At 49.5% G+C, this 17909-nt stretch carries 14 protein-coding genes; 6 read left to right on the top strand and 8 right to left on the bottom strand.

Annotated features, from left to right (window positions below):
* Positions 1 to 29: 29 nt before the first annotated feature.
* Positions 30 to 1454, top strand: coding sequence for an MATE family efflux transporter (locus D0B88_RS08825; RefSeq protein ID WP_151056605.1), 1425 nt, complete (start codon positions 30 to 32; stop codon positions 1452 to 1454).
* Between the two features lie 24 nt (positions 1455 to 1478).
* Here the strand turns inward: D0B88_RS08825 and D0B88_RS08820 are convergent, their stop codons facing one another.
* Both D0B88_RS08820 and D0B88_RS08815 read right to left on the bottom strand, forming a co-directional pair.
* Complete coding sequence (locus tag D0B88_RS08820) at positions 1479 to 2261, bottom strand: TIGR01458 family HAD-type hydrolase (protein WP_151056603.1); 783 nt, start codon at positions 2259 to 2261, stop codon at positions 1479 to 1481.
* An 83-nt stretch (positions 2262 to 2344) separates the two neighbouring features.
* Positions 2345 to 3004 carry a TetR/AcrR family transcriptional regulator gene (locus D0B88_RS08815; RefSeq protein ID WP_225318607.1) on the bottom strand — a complete coding sequence of 220 codons (660 nt, stop codon included), beginning with the start codon at positions 3002 to 3004 and terminating at the stop codon, positions 2345 to 2347.
* Positions 3005 to 3027: 23 nt separating this feature from the next.
* Here D0B88_RS08815 and fabF point away from each other — a divergent pair, with 23 nt between their 5' ends.
* Positions 3028 to 4314 carry a beta-ketoacyl-ACP synthase II gene (gene fabF / locus D0B88_RS08810; protein ID WP_151056601.1) on the top strand — a complete coding sequence of 429 codons (1287 nt, stop codon included), beginning with the start codon at positions 3028 to 3030 and terminating at the stop codon, positions 4312 to 4314.
* A 61-nt stretch (positions 4315 to 4375) separates the two neighbouring features.
* A complete protein-coding gene (hisC, locus tag D0B88_RS08805; RefSeq protein WP_040392857.1) occupies positions 4376 to 5431 on the top strand; it encodes a histidinol-phosphate transaminase in 1056 nt (351 codons plus the stop codon).
* Between the two features lie 63 nt (positions 5432 to 5494).
* Here hisC and D0B88_RS08800 read toward each other — a convergent pair whose 3' ends face one another.
* Complete coding sequence (locus D0B88_RS08800) at positions 5495 to 6163, bottom strand: STAS domain-containing protein (protein ID WP_151056599.1); 669 nt, start codon at positions 6161 to 6163, stop codon at positions 5495 to 5497.
* A 518-nt stretch (positions 6164 to 6681) separates the two neighbouring features.
* On the opposite strand from D0B88_RS08800, the gene D0B88_RS08795 reads away from it, so the two are divergent.
* Positions 6682 to 9015, top strand: coding sequence for a bifunctional diguanylate cyclase/phosphodiesterase (locus tag D0B88_RS08795; protein ID WP_191966550.1), 2334 nt, complete (start codon positions 6682 to 6684; stop codon positions 9013 to 9015).
* Between the two features lie 13 nt (positions 9016 to 9028).
* On the opposite strand, the gene rimK is transcribed toward D0B88_RS08795, so the two are convergent.
* Together rimK and D0B88_RS08785 are read right to left on the bottom strand one after the other, a co-directional pair.
* Positions 9029 to 9934 carry a 30S ribosomal protein S6--L-glutamate ligase gene (gene rimK / locus D0B88_RS08790; RefSeq protein WP_007644314.1) on the bottom strand — a complete coding sequence of 302 codons (906 nt, stop codon included), beginning with the start codon at positions 9932 to 9934 and terminating at the stop codon, positions 9029 to 9031.
* 54 nt (positions 9935 to 9988) lie between these two features.
* Positions 9989 to 10453: an ATP-dependent zinc protease gene (locus D0B88_RS08785; protein ID WP_007644315.1), complete on the bottom strand. Its 465-nt coding sequence runs from the start codon at positions 10451 to 10453 to the stop codon at positions 9989 to 9991.
* Positions 10454 to 10669: 216 nt separating this feature from the next.
* Here D0B88_RS08785 and D0B88_RS08780 point away from each other — a divergent pair, with 216 nt between their 5' ends.
* Entirely contained in the window at positions 10670 to 10876 is a 207-nt protein-coding gene (locus D0B88_RS08780; RefSeq protein WP_007644316.1) for a PA3496 family putative envelope integrity protein, read from the top strand.
* 59 nt (positions 10877 to 10935) lie between these two features.
* Here D0B88_RS08780 and D0B88_RS08775 read toward each other — a convergent pair whose 3' ends face one another.
* The 3 genes from D0B88_RS08775 to D0B88_RS08765 are packed head-to-tail and all read right to left on the bottom strand — an operon-like array spanning position 10936 to position 15768.
* The gene (locus tag D0B88_RS08775) at positions 10936 to 11907 is read right to left on the bottom strand and encodes a VanZ family protein (protein WP_151056597.1); all 972 of its coding nucleotides are present in this window, start codon (positions 11905 to 11907) and stop codon (positions 10936 to 10938) included.
* A gap of 21 nt (positions 11908 to 11928) precedes the next feature.
* On the bottom strand, positions 11929 to 13296 hold the full coding sequence (locus tag D0B88_RS08770) for a deoxyguanosinetriphosphate triphosphohydrolase (RefSeq protein ID WP_191966549.1): 1368 nt from the start codon (positions 13294 to 13296) through the stop codon (positions 11929 to 11931).
* A gap of 6 nt (positions 13297 to 13302) precedes the next feature.
* On the bottom strand, positions 13303 to 15768 hold the full coding sequence (locus D0B88_RS08765) for a hypothetical protein (RefSeq protein ID WP_151056595.1): 2466 nt from the start codon (positions 15766 to 15768) through the stop codon (positions 13303 to 13305).
* 324 nt (positions 15769 to 16092) lie between these two features.
* On the opposite strand from D0B88_RS08765, the gene atzF reads away from it, so the two are divergent.
* Positions 16093 to 17898, top strand: coding sequence for an allophanate hydrolase (gene atzF, locus D0B88_RS08760; RefSeq protein WP_151056593.1), 1806 nt, complete (start codon positions 16093 to 16095; stop codon positions 17896 to 17898).
* The last annotated feature ends 11 nt before the right edge of the window (positions 17899 to 17909 follow it).

Raw genomic sequence — 17909 nt, 5'->3', positions numbered from 1 at the left:
TTATCTATCCAGATGTAACGGAATTTTTTGTGAACGCAACAGACGATCAAATTAATCAACCCCTCCCCGATCATAACCAAAGTTTGGTTACGCGCACCCTGCATGAGTGGAAACAACTCGCGCTAATGGGCGCACCAATTTTAATTGCGCAGTTGGCACAAATGGCCAATGGGGTAATTGATACCGTAATGGCCGGTCACGCCAGCGCTGAGGATTTAGCCGGTGTAGGTATTGGCACCAGCCTATGGGTGCCAGTGCTGTTATTTTTTGCGGGAGTATTGGGCGCAATGCAGCCTACTATTTCCGGCCATCGCGGGGCGCAGGAATTTGACAAGATCATGCCCGCCACCTGGCAGGGGATTTATATTGCATTAGTGGCAATGCTATTGATGATTGCGGTGTTAATTAATATGCAGCCGCTGCTCACCATTCTGCAATTGGATGCAAAAACCAATAGTATTGCGGTAGGTTATTTGGATGCATTTGCCTGGGGTGTGCCTGCATTATTACTCCTCACCGCACTGCGCGGCCTGACCGATGGACTGGGTCATACTGGCGTGATTATGGCGTTCTCATTATTGAGCACCTTACTTAATTTGCCGCTCAACTATATGTTTATTTACGGCGCGGATTTGGGTGTTATACAAATACCCGCGCTGGGTGGTATCGGCTGCGGCTGGGCAACCAGCATTGCCAACTGGAGTGCAACATTGGCACTGCTAGTATATTTAAATCGTAGTAAAACCTTTGCGGCATTTCATTTACTCAGTGGCTGGGCCGCGCCGCAGCTTGCGGTTATCAAACGTTTATTAAAGCTCGGTTTGCCCATTGGCTTTACCAGTTTTATTGAAGTAAGCATGTTCTGCATGATCGCACTTTTTCTGGCGCCACTGGGTGCCACAACGGTGGCAGCGCATCAGATTGTATTGAATTTAGTTTCATTGTTTTTTATGTTGCCGCTGAGCTTGGGTATTGCCATTACCCTGCGTGTGAGTTTTTTAGTGGGCGCCACTGATTACAGCGAAGCGCGCCTATTGGCGCGTAGCTCGCTACTCTTGGCACTGGGTGTAGGTTGTACCAATGCCAGTATTTTATTTTTGGGACGCGATTGGTTTGCCAGCCTTTATACGTCTGACCTGGCAGTGCAAAAAATTGCAGCAAATTTATTTTTATTGGGCGCGTTATTTCAAATTGCCGATGTAATTCAAGTAACCATGATTAATGTGCAGCGCGGTTACAAGGACACCAAAATACCCATGTTAATTATGCTGCTCGCGTTTTGGGGAATTTGTTTGCCACTGGGTTTTGCACTGACATTTAAAGACTGGCTAACGGATGAACCCATGGGCGCCGCCGGGTTTTGGACAGCGTTAATTGCAGGTTTGATCTGTGCAGCCATACTTTTAACGCGGCGCGTATTTTATTTTAATCCGCAGCAATTCCGGCACACTTAAAAAATGCCCTAAAAACAGCTGCACTCAAATACAATCCTTGAGTGCAGCGATTGAATCCAACACCCAATCAGGTTGCACGTCGGACTGGGCAAAATAACTTTCGCGAAATTTACCGGTTTTTACCAAACACCCCCGCATCCCCATTTGCTGGGCGCCGCCCACGTCGCTGTCGATATCATCACCCACCATTAACGTCTCACTCGCTACCACACCGGCGGAGTCGAGAATCAATTGGAAAAAATCACGATTGGGTTTGCCCATAATGAGCGCCTGTTTACTGCACACATACTCAAGACCTGCGACAAAAAAACCGATGTCAGCTTTTAAACCATCGCTGGTTTGCCAAAAGCGGCCTTTGTGTAGCGCGATTAATTCGGCGCCGCCATGCATGGCATTAAACAAGCGATTGATTAATTCCAAATCCCAGCGCTCACCTATATCGCCGAGTACCACATAATCCGGTTGCTGTTCATCGTGAATAAAATCGCTGAAATCGGTTTGGATGGCACTGGCGACCAGCGGCCAAATGCGCAACGGCCTGCCCGCTTGTTGCTGCAACTTTTCCAGCGCGATGCGCGCAGCAACGGGCGCACTAATCAACTCGTCATCGCCCAACGCAAATCCCATCGCGCGCAATTGATCAATTAATTGTTGTTGGGATTTGGTGGTGGTATTGGTGAGAAAACGCAGCGCAATACCCTGCGCACGCAAGGTAGCAAGGCACTCGATCGCGCCGGAAATGGGGCTGTCGCCCACGTAGAGGGTGCCATCCAGATCGAGTAGAATTAATCGAGGTGTAGTATGCATAAGCCGCGCTCCCTGATGCTGAATAGTTTAACTATAGCGCTGTTTACTTCACTAAATACACTAACGCCATTCAGCCTAATACTTCAATGCAATTTTTTATTCACCACCCGCAATATTTCTTCTGACAGTTTTGGGTCGTCCACGGCGCGCGCAATAACTTGTGCACCGACCAAGGTGGCCAGTGTTAATAGTGCCTGTTCGCGTTTGGCGGCTTCAGTTTTCGTGGCGGGCAATAAATTCATCATGGCGCTGAGCAGGCGATTAAAACTTTGAGTAAATGCCTGCTTAATTGCTGGCGATTGACGCGCTGCATCTGCCCCGAGCGCGGCCATCAAGCAACCGCTACCGGGATTATCGCGGTGCCCGATCGATAGATAGCGTGAAATATACGCTTTGTATTTCGACCCTTTTGTTGTTGCACGTGCCGCCTCGCCCTGTGCCAAAAGCTCATCTACTGCATAAGCACAGGTCTGCTTCATTAAATCTTCTTTTGAGGTGAAATGGCCGTAAAAACCACCATGGGTTAGGCCAACTTTTTTCATCAGATCGGCAATGCCGATGCCATCAAAACCTTTTTCACGAAATAATTGCGCAGCGGTATGCAAAATTTTTCCGCGATTTTCTGCTGCTTGTTCTCTGCTGACTCTCATAGCGTTCCTCTTAGGGTTAAACCAGCCATGGATAAAATCTGATTGACAGTATACATGACGGCCATCATATAATTTATAAATGACGATCGTCATGTAAATTAAACTGAGGAATAACCATGAGCCAGCCAACCCGCATTGTGATTACCGGAATGGGCATAGCCTCTCCACTGGGCTGCGGCATTGAACCTGTATGGCAGCGGTTGCTTGCGGGCAGATCCGGCTTGCGTCGCCTGCCAGATGACATGGTTAGCGACTTACCTGCCAAAGTGGGCGGTGTGGTTCCCACGATTGAAGAAGATGCGGAAGCGGGTTTGAATCCGGACGCCATCGTCAGCCCCAAAGACCAACGCAAAATGGATCGCTTTATTTTGCTCGCGCTCGCCGCCACTGAAGAAGCCCTGCAGCAGGCGCAGTGGCAACCCACAACAACCGAACAGCAAGAGCGCACGGCGACTATTATCGCTTCTGGAGTTGGTGGTTTTCCGGCGATTGCTGAGGCAGTGCGTACCGCAGACGCGCGCGGCACTCGCAAATTATCGCCCTTCACCATTCCCTCGTTTCTGGTGAATCTGGCCGCTGGACATGTCTCGATTAAGTACGGATTTAAAGGGCCATTAGGTGCGCCGGTGACGGCCTGTGCGGCCGGTGTGCAAGCAATTGGCGACGCCGCGCGTATGATCCGCGCGGGCGAGGTGGATGTGGCGATTTGTGGCGGTGCAGAAGCCTGTATCCACACCGTAAGCCTCGGCGGTTTTGCGGCCGCGCGGGCGCTATCGTCGGCTTTTAATGATGAACCGACTCGCGCATCGCGTCCCTTTGATCGCGACCGCGATGGTTTTGTCATGGGCGAAGGTGCAGGCATTTTAGTCATTGAATCACTTGAACATGCCCTGGCGCGCGGAGCAAAACCCATTGCTGAAATTGTCGGCTACGGCACCAGTGCCGATGCTTACCATTTAACGTCCGGGCCGGAAGATGGCGATGGCGCAAAACGCGCGATGGAAATAGCCATCAAACAGGCGGGAATAACACCCGCACAAATCCAACACCTCAATGCGCACGCGACGTCCACTCCTGTGGGTGATAAAGGGGAGCTTGCTGCAATTAAACGCGTATTTAAACTCGACAGTGGTGGCGAGGGAAAAATCGCCGTGACGTCCACCAAATCCGCCACCGGTCATTTGCTCGGCGCCGCGGGTGGGATTGAAACTATTTTTACAGCGCTGGCCTTACGCGACCAAATGATCCCTCCCACCTTGAATCTCGAACATAAGGACGAGGCGGCAGAGGGCATTGATATAGTTCATGGCAGCGCGCGTGCGGCCGAGCTTGATTACGCCATCTCCAACGGCTTTGGTTTTGGTGGCGTAAACGCCAGTATTTTGTTAAAGCGCTGGGTGTGAGCCGCGCGCCTCAAGGCGTATACTGCGCACTCTTTTTTGCTGCAATTGTTGAGGAACTCGCATGTCGAAGTTTTGGAGTCAGGTGGTGCGCGAACTGGAGCCTTATGTGCCCGGGGAGCAACCGCAAATTGATGGTTTGATCAAGTTGAATACTAACGAGAGCCCCTACCCGCCCTCGCCCAAAGTCATCGACGTGATTAACCATGACACCATCGACCGTTTGCGCCTCTACCCGGACCCCAATTCCAAAAAGTTGAAGAACACCATTGCCACTTATTACGGTGTGACCGCCGAGCAAGTGTTTGTGGGCAATGGTTCAGATGAAGTGCTGGCACTGCTATTTATGGCGTTTTTCCAGCAGGACAAACCACTGCTGTTCCCTGACATCAGCTACAGCTTTTACCCGGTGTACTGCAAATTATTTGGCATTGATTATCAAACCATAGCCCTGCGTGATGATTACACCATTAATTTTGCCGATTACCCCCAAGCCAATGGCGGTATTATTTTCCCCAACCCCAATGCACCTACCGCGATTGGCAAACCACTGGCGGAGATTGAAGCGCTGCTGCAGCAAAATACTGAATCAGTCGTTGTTGTCGATGAAGCCTATGTGGATTTTGGTGCGGAAACAGCAATCAAATTAGTCGATAAATATCCCAATTTATTGGTGGTGCAGACTCTGTCCAAATCCCGCTCACTGGCAGGTATGCGCGTAGGTTTGGCAGTGGGCCATAAGGATTTAATCGACGCACTGGATCGCGTGAAAAATTCATTTAACTCTTACCCGCTCGACCGCATCGCTGAAGCAGCGGCAGTGGTAGCGTTTGAGGATGAAGACTATTTCGCTCGCTGCCGCGACCAGATTATCGCCACACGCGATTGGACAACCACTGAATTGGAGAAACTTGGATTCAAAGTACTACCATCGCAAGCCAATTTTGTATTTGCCGAGCCGCAAGGCAAAAATGCTGCTGACCTTGCCCAGTATTTGCGCGATCACAAAATTCTGGTGCGCTATTTTAACAAGCCGCGCATCAGTCAATTTTTGCGCATCACCATCGGCACCGACGAGCAAATGCAGGCGCTGATCGACGCGTTAAAAAAGGTTGGCTAGGCACAGGCAAACCAGCAACAAAAAAGCCCGGCATTGACCGGGCTTTTTTGTCAGAAAAATATGTCAGGAAGGCTCGGTGATCTGCGTGGTTTTAATCACAAAGTAGCGATCCATTCCCGTCCACTCTAACAACTGCGCGACATCTTTATTGCAATTGCACAGGCTAATAGCTTCGCGCGCCGAACGTTTTCGCTCTTTAAATAATAACAACATACCCAAGCCTGTCAGGCTCAGTGCGGGGGTGTCGCTGAGGTTAAACTCAAATTCTTCGACGCCGGTATCTGCAGTACCTTCCAAAAGACGCGCCCATTCTTTGCGCAGATCGTTATCGATACAACCGTGAATATTTACACGCAAGCCGCGACCATTATTGATGGGAATCCAATCCAGTGAAGCAGAATCGGAAAAGGTAATAGCGCTTGCACCGGTGCTGGTTTTTTTTACGGCAGGCTTGGCTGTAGCTGGTTTAGGTTTAGCCGTGTTCCCCGTACGCGCAGGTGTTTGCGGCGCTGCTGATGAGCGCGCAACAGAAGCAGATACAGCTGGCTTGCTCACCTTGGGCACGGAGCGATCAACCCAGCCTTCGGGAACCAGATCATCCCAACTACTCGGTGCAACACCCTCGCCTACCACATCATCAATTACCTTTCCGCTCAAACGCTTGGCGCGCGCCTGCTCGTCTTCGGCGCGAACCACTTTACGCTCACCCACGAAAGGAACCTGATGTCGCATGACGACCTTACTCCGGCACAAAGCCATAAAAAACAAGGAACAATAAACTGAGAATAATAAAACTAACGCTCAATTAAATTTTAGATCAGCACTTGATAAAAGCGAACTTAGGCGACGGTAAAACTAAGCCTGCGCACCGCCAGTCATACAGACAGATAAGTTGCGATACTGAGCCTTCTTTTTAGATTACTTATGAAAACATAGTATTGGCATATTTTTCATCTTATTAACAATAATGCGCGCCACCTTTGGGAAGATTGGAAACACTTTGGCGTCAAAATAAACTAATCGTAGGTTAATTTTTGAGTGTCCTTTACAGGGCAGGTTTAATTATCATAAAAAAGGATGTGTTTAGGCACTTTTGTTGTAAAGTGCTGATTCACGTTAGAAATTTGGGAAATGCAGGCCCCGGAAGAGTGGCCAACAGTTAGGTTTTTAGTGACACAGCGCCAGCCTGTAGAAGTGGCCAGAAGTTCAGACACACTAAATCGCGAGACGATCACCCAAATTGAGCAAATATGCCGAATAGCGAATCAACGCAGTCGAAACACACTGCCGTCGAGTTGATTAAGAAGTTCCAACGACTTTTTAGCAACCTGAATCACAAACAAATTGCCGAGCGCTTGGTGAAGTTGGTTATTGCCAAACACACCATTCAGCGGGTTGCTTTGCTCGTCGCTCGCGACGGCCATGTGTATGTTGAAGCGATTGCCAATCGCACTGGCGCGCAGACATCTATTGATGCAATCGCCACCTCACTCAGCCGGATTAAAAACCTACCCTCTGCTTTTATTCATGAGACCTTTGAACAGGGCCAACCCCTGTCCTTGAGCCGCAGTGCCATGAGCGGCCTGATTGGCAAAACCATTCCCGTCGATACCCAGTCCTGCCTGTTGCATCCCATCTGCGAAAACCAGAACACCATCGCGGTGTTTTACATGGAGTCCCAAGGGGATTTGCATGGCCTGCAACAAACGGTGCAGCAATTGGATACGGTGTGGACCTTCAGTTCGCTCCTGGTTCGCCAGATGATCGACATGTGGCAACACGAAGAACAGGCAGAGCGCTTTCGTTTAGCGCAACAGGCACTCTGGGCAAGCGAAACCTACCTGAATGCGATTTTGAACCACTCGCCCGCGTTGATTTCGGTAAAAGATCTGGATGGCAATGTAGTGCTCGCCAGTGAGCACTACAAACAAATGGCCAACGTCGATGACAGCGGTTTTGTCGGCAAAAATGTGTTTGACGTCTACCCCAAAGATGTCGCCCAATCCATGTGGGAGATCGACCTCGCTACCAAAAAGACCCAGCAGACCTACGAGGTTGAGCTGGATCTGATGCACAAAGATGGCACCCAGCACACTTACCTGCTGGTGAAATTTCCGCTGCGCGATAAAGAACACAATGCCTTTGGCGTATGCACTATTGGCACCGATATTTCCGAGCGCAAACTGGCCGAAACCGCGCTGCGCGAACAGCAGTCGCGCCTTAACTACATGGCATTCCACGACTCGCTCACCTCCCTGCCCAACCGCTCGCTGTTTTACGACCGCATCTACCACGGTTTAGCCCGTGCCCGGCGCGCCAATTCGCGGGTAGCGCTGATGTTGCTGGACATCGACCGCTTTAAAAATATCAACGATAGTCTCGGCCACGACGCCGGCGACATATTGCTCAAAGCCATCGCCACCCGCCTCAATGAAGGGGTGCGCGATATGGATACGGTTGCGCGCTTGGGCGGCGATGAGTTTGTGGTGGTATTGGAAGGTATTCACGATATCGACGATGTGGTGTTTGTCGCCAACAAACTACTCAGTACCCTGTCGCGTCCAATTGAAATTAGCGGCCACAGTATTTCCACTACCGTCAGCATCGGCGTAAGCCTCTACCCTGATGACGGTGAAGACACCGATGAGCTGCTGAAAAATGCCGACATCGCGATGTACAAAGCGAAAGAAGCAGGCAAGAACAATTGCCAGTTTTACACCAAGGGCATGAACGCCACGGCGGTCAATTATTTGCTATTGGAAAACGATTTACGCCGCGCCGTTGAGCAGCAGCAATTAACCCTCTACTACCAACCACAGGTGGATTTAAAAACCGGCGAGATGACCGGCGTAGAGGCACTGGTGCGCTGGCAACACCCGGAGCGCGGCATAGTATCACCCGCCCACTTTATCCCACTGGCGGAAGAGACCGGCCTGATAGTACCGATTGGTGAGTGGGTATTGCGCGAAGCCTGTCGCCAGCAGCGAATCTGGCTCGACGCAGGCAAATATGTGGGCAAGATTGCGGTAAACCTTTCACCGCGCCAATTCCGCCAGAAAAATTTTCCCGGCAAAGTGGAGGCAATCCTCAGCGAAACGGGGTTGGATGCCCAGCATCTGGAACTGGAAATCACCGAAAGCTGCGCCATGGAGCACGCCGGTGAAACCATCAACCAGCTCAACCAGCTCAATCAAATGGGTATGTTTTTAGCCATCGACGACTTTGGTACCGGCTATTCATCACTCGCCTATTTACAGCGCTTCAAGGTGCAAAAACTCAAGATTGATCGCAGTTTTATTAACGATATTCACGACGACGCCAACGATGCCGCTATCGCCAAGTCCATTATCGGCCTGGCGCACAACATGCAGATGCGGGTGGTTGCAGAAGGGGTAGAAAACGAGAACCAAGCCGAATGGTTGCGCAATATGGGCTGCGATCAGGCGCAAGGCTTTTTCTACGCCAAGCCCATGACCGCCAAACAACTGGAAAGCCACTTCCGCAACGGCCGTTTTTACTTCGACGGCACCGTGGTGCGCCTGGAAAAACACCTGCGTGAACAGCAGTTAAAGGTGGGCGCCTAAGCGCCCGCACTAATCAGCCCTTACCGCGCGTTTTATTGGCGTTGGGGCGCGCGTTTTCTTCCACAAAAGCCACAATCGCATCAGCGATGTCTTTATGAGTCGCGCCTTCAATACCTTCCAAACCGGGCGATGAATTTACCTCCATCACCAACGGCCCACGCGCAGAGCGCAGCAAATCCACACCCGCTACTTGCAAGCCCATGGTTTGCGCCGCTTTGATAGCAGTGCGCCGTTCGGTAGGGGTTAGCTTGGCCAGTTTGGCCGAGCCACCGCGATGCAGGTTGGAGCGGAACTCACCTTCGGCAGCGGTGCGCTCCATGGCGGCCACAACTTTGTCGCCAATCACAAAACAGCGCAGGTCGCTGCCATTGGCTTCCTTGATAAATTCCTGTACCAAAAACTCGGCGCGCAGTTCGCGAAAGGCTTCGATCACACTCTCCGCCGCCTTCTGCGTCTCCGCCAGCACTATGCCGCGCCCTTGGGTGCCCTCGCAGAGCTTTAACACCAGCGGCGTACCACCAACCAACTTGATCAGCTCCTTCGCGTCATGCACGTTGTAGGCGAAGCTGGTTTTAGGCAAACCCAATCCTTTGCGCGAGAGCAATTGCAACGCGCGCAACTTGTCGCGCGAGCGACCCAACGCGATGGACTCGGTGAGACAATACACACCCATCATTTCAAACTGGCGAATCACCGCCAAACCGTAGTGGGTTACCGAGGCGCCAATACGCGGGATTACCGCATCAAAATCCTCCAGCTGTTCGCCCATATACCAAATAGCAGGGCTGTCAGAAGCGATGTCGATATAGCATTTCAAAATGTCGATTACGCGCACTTCATGGCCGCGTTTGGTACATGCCTCCACCAAACGACGCGTGGAGTAAAGGCGACGATTGCGCGACAAAATAGCGATTTTCATAGGGATCCTGAAGGATATTGATCAAGTAAGGGGAGGCACCCGGGGCAAATCGCCCTAGAGCGCGGACATCAGTGGCTGATCTTTGGAGCCGCCGAGTAAAAATGATTTGCTGCTATCCACCCAAAAGCCTTTTTTGAGTGCACTGCGCCCTAGCAGCATACGGAAGCGCATATTTTCACGGTCGGTGAGCGTAACTTCTATTGGCATTTCCAAGCCGTTAATGCGCAGGCAGGTTTCAATCACCACCCGCGCCTCAGTATGACCACCAGAGTCGGTTACCTGACGCACATCTTTCACCGGCGCCTCGCATTCAATACAGGTGAGGCTGTCCTGCTGTAAGGGATGCAACCCGAAGCGCACCCAGGGCTTGCCATCCTTTTCAAAGGGGGTGACATAGTAGGCATGCAAGGCACTGGTGCGCGCACCGGTATCCACTTTGGCTTTGATGGCTGGTATCCCCAAATCCGGCAAGCCTACCCACTCGCGCCAACCGATAACTTCCACTTGTTTTTTTGCCACTGTCGTTTGCCCTCACCCAAAAAAAGTTAGCGTTTTGTGCGCCGGTAACAGGCGCGCTTTGTAACCCAGATTAGCGCCAAGGTAAAAAGAAAAATCTCTTCACCCAAACAAGATTTTTCTTTTGTTTTTTAATGGGCTATGGTAAATAGCGCGGGTCAAATTTTCCCTGTGGGGAACGACGCCAAACCTTCTCTCTGTCAATGTTGGAGTAGTCTTATGTCAGTTGATGTAGAGTCACCGGATACTGATCTTATCAGTGATGTTAGCATCGAAACCGATGATGAAGAGGCAACGCCAAAACTGACTGGCAAAGAAGCCAGCCAGCACACTTTGGAAATGCGCCGCAAAATCGAAGATCGCCTGGAGCGTCGCCGCATTAAGGATCAGCTCGGGTACGATGATATTTCCGATCTGGATTTTTAACGCTCACCCCATCCAGTCACACAGCCGCCGATTTATCGGCGGTTTGTTTTTCCAGCCTGTTATTCCAAGCCAGTCGTGTTTTCCAACCGAATGTTGTCCAGATACACCCGGCGCACACGGGTCAACCCCGATGCAAAAATTCCCAGGTTACACACCGCATCGAGCTGCATAGTCCGCTGTTTTGGGCTTTGGGCTATGTCGGTGATCGCAAACCGCAAATGATTCCACCCCGGCTGCAATACTAGCGACTGATTAAAACGATCGTGATAACTGTGACTACCGCGATCATGAACTACATCGGAAAGCCGCAACACCAGCTTCAGGGTCTCCTCATCCGGGTTGAACAGATCGAAAGCCAGATAGTCGTAACCACTCCAATCGCCATAACACACCCGCAGGCGAATACCGGCATAACCACCGGTAGCCAAATCCATCTGCAAAGAATGCTCACCCTGACTGACAATCCCTGTAGTGAATTGCGCGTCCACCCGCTCGGGGTTAACACCTAATTGCCGCACTTCGGCGCGCGATTCAAAACTGTTTAACAGCGGAAAGGCACGACGCAAACTCACCTCAGCCCAAGCCGCATCAATCACCAACCAGAGCGCGGGGGTGATCAACAAAAAACTCAACCAGCGCCCGAACCTCACCCTTACAACGTTAGCGGCGGTGGGATGCTGCCCCCAAAATAACCCTAACCAAACCCCCACAAGATTATTAAATATGTCCGACCAACTGGCATGGCGCCCCACAAAATGCTGCACCACTTCTACCAAACCACCCAGCAACAGTGCGAGCAAAGTTACACCCAGCCAATGGCGCCAATGCGCAAGCGGAATAAACCACTGCAGCACAATTAACAACAGCGCATAAAAAACCACGTGGCCAAAATTCCACAGATTTTTTAATAATTGTGATGATACCCAATCCGGCCCGCCCACAAAAAATAACGGCGCCGCGAGCAGTAGCAACAAACCAAATACAACCACCAGAATACGCGCGGTTGCAGGTGAAAAAAATGCATGCAACATAACGCGATTAACCTAACATTTTCAAAACGGTGAATGCCCCATACCATTAAATTGCTTGGCGAGGTTGGTGGCGTAGTTATCGGTCATGCCACTAATAAAATCGATGACCGCCATAAGGGCGAGATATTTATAGTTGTGCGCTTTATTGCTGACATCCGGGTGAAAATTATTTTCGCCAATTAACGCCATCACCCGATTATCTTTATAGGTCATTTGCGCCGGATCGCCGAGCGAGGCATAAACCGCAGAGCACACAGTATTTAACAAAGTCCCAATCACCGCGTAAGCGCCAATTTCCAATTCAACCCGACGCGAGTGATTAAATATTTTACGCTTGGCTAAATCTTTTGCCGCCTGTACCGCCGTGCGCACTTTGGGGTCACACAGTGAAATCAAATCGCCCTGCACTTCACCGCGCAAAAATGCATCCTGATGTTTAATAAACGCGGCGGTACCTGCATTGATAAATGCATCAATTACTTTGCCGCGCACCAATGCAGGTTTGCGACCATCATTGACTTTTTTCAGCAAGCGCTCCAAATCACCCAACTGTGGTGAATCGGCAATGACCGGGTGCAATAATTCATAAATCTCATTCCAGTTGAGAATGCCCATTTCCAAACCGTCTTCCAGATCAATAATGCCGTAACAAAAATCGTCCGCCGCTTCCATTAAATACACCAATGGATGACGGCAATACCAATCGCTACCCAATTCGATCAATCCAGTTTTCTGCGCGATTTCATGAAAGTGCTCCAGCTCGGATTGAAATATTCCGTACTTGTTATCTTTCGGGCGCTGCCCCAATACCGTGGGCGATGATGTCCAAGGGTATTTAATCGACGAAGCAAGCGTGGCATAAGTCAACCGCATGCCGTCATGAAATTGGTGATACTCAGACGTCGTCAACACCCGCAGACCCTGTGCATTACCTTCAAACACGCGAATATCATCGCGCTCGGAGGGCGACAAATCCGCTAAAAATTCCGCGCCTTCTTTTTGGAACCAGTTGCGAATCGCATCTTCACCGGTATGCCCAAACGGCGGGTTACCAATATCGTGCGCAAGGCACGTTGCCTGCACGATATCGCCTATGTCCGTCGGCCAGATATTAGTGGGCAAATCGCCTTTATCTTTTAACGCCTGCCCCACACGAATACCCAGCGTACGCCCGACACAAGCCACTTCCAAACTGTGTGTCATGCGGTTATGCACATGATCGTTCGTCGCCATAGGGTGCACCTGCGTTTTGCGCGCAAGGCGACGAAAAGCACCGGAGAAAATAATTTTGTCGTGATCCGAGTGAAAGGGCGAACGCCCCTCCTCGTGTTTGGCAATACGCTGCCCCAAGCGATCAGCGCAGAGCAGTTGGTTCCAGTTCATGGTCATGAAAAATTAATACTCATATATATTCAACTGGTTAAATTGATTATCAAAGACTCGAATAATAGTTTTCAGAGAATCACTCGGGCGGGTTATTAATACGATACGCTCACGATTAGTAAACAAGTGAAGAACCGTCTGATCGCCACCACTAGAATAACTCGCTATAGGCGCACCACTGGAGTCATAACTAGTGAGTACGTTTTGCTCCATTAATACGTAGCCTTCACCAACCCACCTAAATAAATCGACGGCAGGAATACTAATTACAGCAGAGTCATTGAATGTAGAAAAAATTCCGCCTTGGTGATGCTCAGGCATTGCAAAAATTCCACCACTCGCACTCTCCTGAGATCGCCGATAGAACCACTGTTTACTTGGCGACACAAGAACATCATCTTCAGCATAAGAACAAGATGATGGAAAATTATTTGTTGTAAGTAGCACTAAATTACCAGAGAAGTCGCTTGTAATAGCAGCTGGACAGTCTGGTTTTACGTACAATGGAGCAACAACAGGAACCTGTCGATCATTGTTATAAACTGATCTTGAAGAAATTAATTGTCCTGAAAAGTCATAAGCCTCTGCATAGGTGGTAACACTTGCCCTATCTCGAATAACAGTAATCACAATATGATTCGGCTCTACATAATTGACACTAAAAGGTTGCTCATTTTTTAATAAAAAGCTGGACTCAAGTGTTTCAAGATCAATTAATTGGAGCTCGTCTATATCAACCCGATAGAGAATTTTATCGATTGATGGCAAGTAAGTAGCGTTGTTAACAGCCATGCGAATTGGATCCAGATATTGTCCCGTGCTCGCATTTAGCCGATAGATGTAATAATTTAAACTGCGCACTCCAAAATCAGCCCTGTAGGGCTCAAAATAAATGACTCCTTGCTTATCCATAAACCAAGGGGATTTAGAGCTCCACTGATCCGAATAGCATGTATTTACAGGTGAACTAATGTTACTTGAGCAATTCGTAGGGTCGAGAGGCCTCGAATCCGCTAAGTTAGGGACTCCATCGTTATCCGCATCCGCATCGCGATTATCAGCAATTCCATCAGCATCCGAATCGGCAGATTCATATTCATTAAAAGGATAGAGATCCAGCTCATCGACAACTTGATCGTTATCATCATCGTCATCAACAGCATCAGGTATCTGATCATTGTCATAATCAGAACCCACAAAAAAATTTACTGGTATATCATAAGTGTCTTGCTCGTCAGTGCCGCGCGCACGAAAAATCAAGTTATAAGTTTTATCTTCTGTATTCGAAGAAAAATTAAGTAAAAATTTACCGGGTTCAATTTCATCCCAATCAGAACTGGCATCAGTATTTCCATCTACAATAAGCTGATAGTCCAACAAAGAAATCCCGCTATGGGTTAACGTTTTACGAATATCAACTTCATATGTTTTTCCACGAGACATATATAAAGAGTTATTTTCAAGAATCAGTCCGTCAACACCGGATGGAACTATTTTCCCTCCCGCCGCAGATAAAGCATCAAGCAAAGAATTCTCATCGGGAATAAATAATTGCGCTTCAGCCACGCCATCACCCTGAACATCCCAGAAAATAAATAATTCGTTGTTATAAACGGCTTTAGCTACTGCATCCGTGGAACCAGTAAACATGATAGCGTTTTGATTCGCACTGTATTCAAAATTGGCGGCCCCCTTTCCTAACCAAGAGATTTTTCCTGCATAGGCTTGTTCAGTTAAAAACTTATTCGGGAAAAACGACTCTATGGAGGTATATCTCAATTGAAATTCAACCCCCTGAAGAAAAATAGTTCCCTCTGCAGAGTCATCTACGCTGACGTTGAGCTCAACCTGAAAGAATCTATCTGTATCAAAAGCATCATCAATCTCACCTTCATATTCAACATCTCCCGAAATCACCGTGAAAACCGATGAATCACTCGCAGACTGAATATTTAGATTGTCGAACTGAATTAGTACTTGCGAAGTTGTCTCGCCTTTTCTTAAAACATCTACATGCCGCTGCCCAGATAAAATATCACCATCACTTGTACAATTGAGATAGGTCTCTGTGACAATTCGGCGATTATTGCTAATGGCCAATGAATAAGTGCCACCACCAACGCAGGGAAGAGTGTATTGCCCATCATTCAGTAAGCTAACTTCGCTCATCAACTCTTTAAGCAACGAAGGCATACTCACTGCCAGATCAAATGCGTCGATAACTCCCGCCACCAGATAGGGAGCACTCTCTCTGGTAATGGGTTGAAGCACCAACGAAATCTGGCTGCTGCTTGTACGGGATGACGAGAAAGGAGCGCTCGATAAAGAGGACGAAGAGTTTGTGCCTCCCACTGAAGACCCAGCTGGACTTGGAGAACTGCCACCACTGCCCCCGCCCCCGCCCCCGCCCCCGCCCCCGCCACAGGCTATCAACCCTGTAATCGCTAAAAGTATCAAACTACGCAACACTATTTTCATTACCGCTCCTCTGATCATCGTTTTTAACTGGGTAGATTCTATAGGAACCAGAAGGATCCTTCTGACAATATTTTTGCACCACACCAGCTCTTCCAAACAATCCCACGCACAACTTAAGCGCATAAAACCCTTCGTAAAAACCGCCTCAAAGCGCCCCATTCCATCCCCTTATAAAATTCATAACTAATTGAATAAAAAGACTTTTATTATTTTTAAATAGTGAATTTAGGACACCAATTTTAGGCTGGCACAGTTTCTGCAAAACCAACTGAAAAGCAATCTTGTATCCAAGATTGTATTTCAGATTTGAACGCAGGAACCATAATGACGCTGTTGCAAAATAACGAGACCACTGGCTGGACAATTACTGAATGGCTCAACGCCTATCGCAGCGAAGGTTTGCAGGCGCGCGATGCGCTGCTGAACCTTCGTGCACAACTCAAAGCCGATGACGCTGCTTGGATTTACATTGTTTCGGTCGCAGAGATTGAGGCGCAACTTAATGTGCTGGCGAGTATTGATGATGCAACCAGCCTCCCGCTCTACGGTATCCCCTTCGCGGTTAAAGACAATATTGATGTTGCGGGCATGCCCACCACCGCAGCCTGTCCGGCGTTTACTTATATCGCCGATGCCGATGCCACCTCTGTTGCGCGCTTGAAACAAGCGGGGGCGATTGTGCTGGGCAAAACTAATCTGGATCAGTTTGCGACGGGTTTGGTAGGCACTCGCTCACCTTACGGCGCCGTACCTAATTCATTTAATGCAGATTATGTCTCCGGCGGTTCCAGCTCAGGCTCTGCCACCACTGTTGCGCGCGGTTTAGTGCCCTTTAGTTTGGGAACCGATACCGCAGGCTCCGGCCGTGTGCCAGCGGGTTTTAACAATATTGTGGGCTTAAAACCCACCAAAGGTCGCTTCAGTACCAGCGGTGTTGTGCCCGCTTGTCGCAGCTTGGATTGCGTTTCAATTTTTTCACTCACCGTGGACGATGCTGAAACTGTTGCCCAGGTGATGGAAGGGTTTGACGCAACCGATGGTTATTCGCGCATTAACCACAGCACACCCATTTATTTTTCCGCCAAACCGCGTTTTGGTATTCCCGCATCACCCAATTGGTTTGGCGATACGCACGCCGAAGCGGCGTGGCTGGAAACACTGGAAAATATTTCAGCGCTGGGTGCGGAATTAATCACCATCGATTTCACACCCATGTTCAACCTCGCGCAATTATTGTATGGCGGCCCCTGGGTTGCTGAGCGTCACGCCGCGATTAAGGATTTTATGCAAGACCACGCCGCCGATATGAATGATGTGGTGCGTGGCATTATTGAAAAAGCGGTGAATTTTTCTGCAACCGACGCTTACCGCGCTGAATATCAACGTGCTGATCTTGCGCGTGAAATCCAAACCTTAATGAGCGGTGTGGATGCGCTGCTAGTGCCAACATCGCCACGCCACCCAACACTCAATGAGGTAGCGGCTGACCCAGTTACGGTTAATAGCCAGCTCGGCACCTACACCAATTTTGTGAATCTCGCTGACTGCTCTGCCCTCGCATTACCTGCAACGCTGCGCGCCGATGGCTTGCCCTTTGGCATCACCTTAATTGCGCCTGCATGGCAAGACGCTGCCCTCGCTGCCTTCGGAAAAAAATGGCACAGCAGTGTGAATTTAAAACTCGGCGCGACGCAACAACCAACACCTGCACCACAAACAAACACCAATCCACCTGCTGGTTATGTGCGCCTCGCCGTTGTGGGCGCCCACCTCACCGGCATGCCACTCAATGTGCAATTGCAAGAGCGCAACGCGATTTTTGTGGAGAGCACTTATAGCGCCAGCAATTACCGTTTATTCGCGCTGCCCAATACCACACCGCCTAAACCCGGGTTAATTCGCACTGAATCAACCGGTGCAGAAATTATTGTGGAGCTGTGGGATGTACCGCTACAGCACTTCGGCAGTTTTGTTGCACTGATTCCCGCACCACTCGGTATAGGCACATTGAGTTTGCACGATGGCCGTGAAGTAAAAGGTTTCATTTGTGAAGGCGCCACCGTAAATGGCGCAACGGATATTACGCATTTGGGTGGATGGCGGGCTTATATCAAGTCGCTGCAGAAATAAAAAACAGAATT

It is taken from the genome of Cellvibrio sp. KY-YJ-3, assembly GCF_008806955.1.
In the GTDB taxonomy this organism is placed as follows: domain Bacteria; phylum Pseudomonadota; class Gammaproteobacteria; order Pseudomonadales; family Cellvibrionaceae; genus Cellvibrio.
Note: the sequence above shows the minus strand (reverse complement) of the source record. Positions and strands in the feature narration are given on the sequence as shown.

What these genes read in the sequence shown, in the direction of transcription:
- D0B88_RS08820 (WP_151056603.1), bottom strand. Translation starts at nt 2,261, where the DNA reads ATGCATACTACACCTCGATTAATTCTACTCGATCTGGATGGCACCCTC.
- D0B88_RS08815 (WP_225318607.1), bottom strand. Translation starts at nt 3,004, where the DNA reads ATGACGATCGTCATTTATAAATTATATGATGGCCGTCATGTATACTGT.
- fabF (WP_151056601.1), top strand. Translation starts at nt 3,028, where the DNA reads ATGAGCCAGCCAACCCGCATTGTGATTACCGGAATGGGCATAGCCTCT.
- hisC (WP_040392857.1), top strand. Translation starts at nt 4,376, where the DNA reads ATGTCGAAGTTTTGGAGTCAGGTGGTGCGCGAACTGGAGCCTTATGTG.
- D0B88_RS08800 (WP_151056599.1), bottom strand. Translation starts at nt 6,163, where the DNA reads ATGCGACATCAGGTTCCTTTCGTGGGTGAGCGTAAAGTGGTTCGCGCC.
- D0B88_RS08795 (WP_191966550.1), top strand. Translation starts at nt 6,682, where the DNA reads ATGCCGAATAGCGAATCAACGCAGTCGAAACACACTGCCGTCGAGTTG.
- rimK (WP_007644314.1), bottom strand. Translation starts at nt 9,934, where the DNA reads ATGAAAATCGCTATTTTGTCGCGCAATCGTCGCCTTTACTCCACGCGT.
- D0B88_RS08780 (WP_007644316.1), top strand. Translation starts at nt 10,670, where the DNA reads ATGTCAGTTGATGTAGAGTCACCGGATACTGATCTTATCAGTGATGTT.
- D0B88_RS08775 (WP_151056597.1), bottom strand. Translation starts at nt 11,907, where the DNA reads ATGTTGCATGCATTTTTTTCACCTGCAACCGCGCGTATTCTGGTGGTT.
- D0B88_RS08770 (WP_191966549.1), bottom strand. Translation starts at nt 13,296, where the DNA reads ATGACCATGAACTGGAACCAACTGCTCTGCGCTGATCGCTTGGGGCAG.
- D0B88_RS08765 (WP_151056595.1), bottom strand. Translation starts at nt 15,768, where the DNA reads ATGAAAATAGTGTTGCGTAGTTTGATACTTTTAGCGATTACAGGGTTG.
- atzF (WP_151056593.1), top strand. Translation starts at nt 16,093, where the DNA reads ATGACGCTGTTGCAAAATAACGAGACCACTGGCTGGACAATTACTGAA.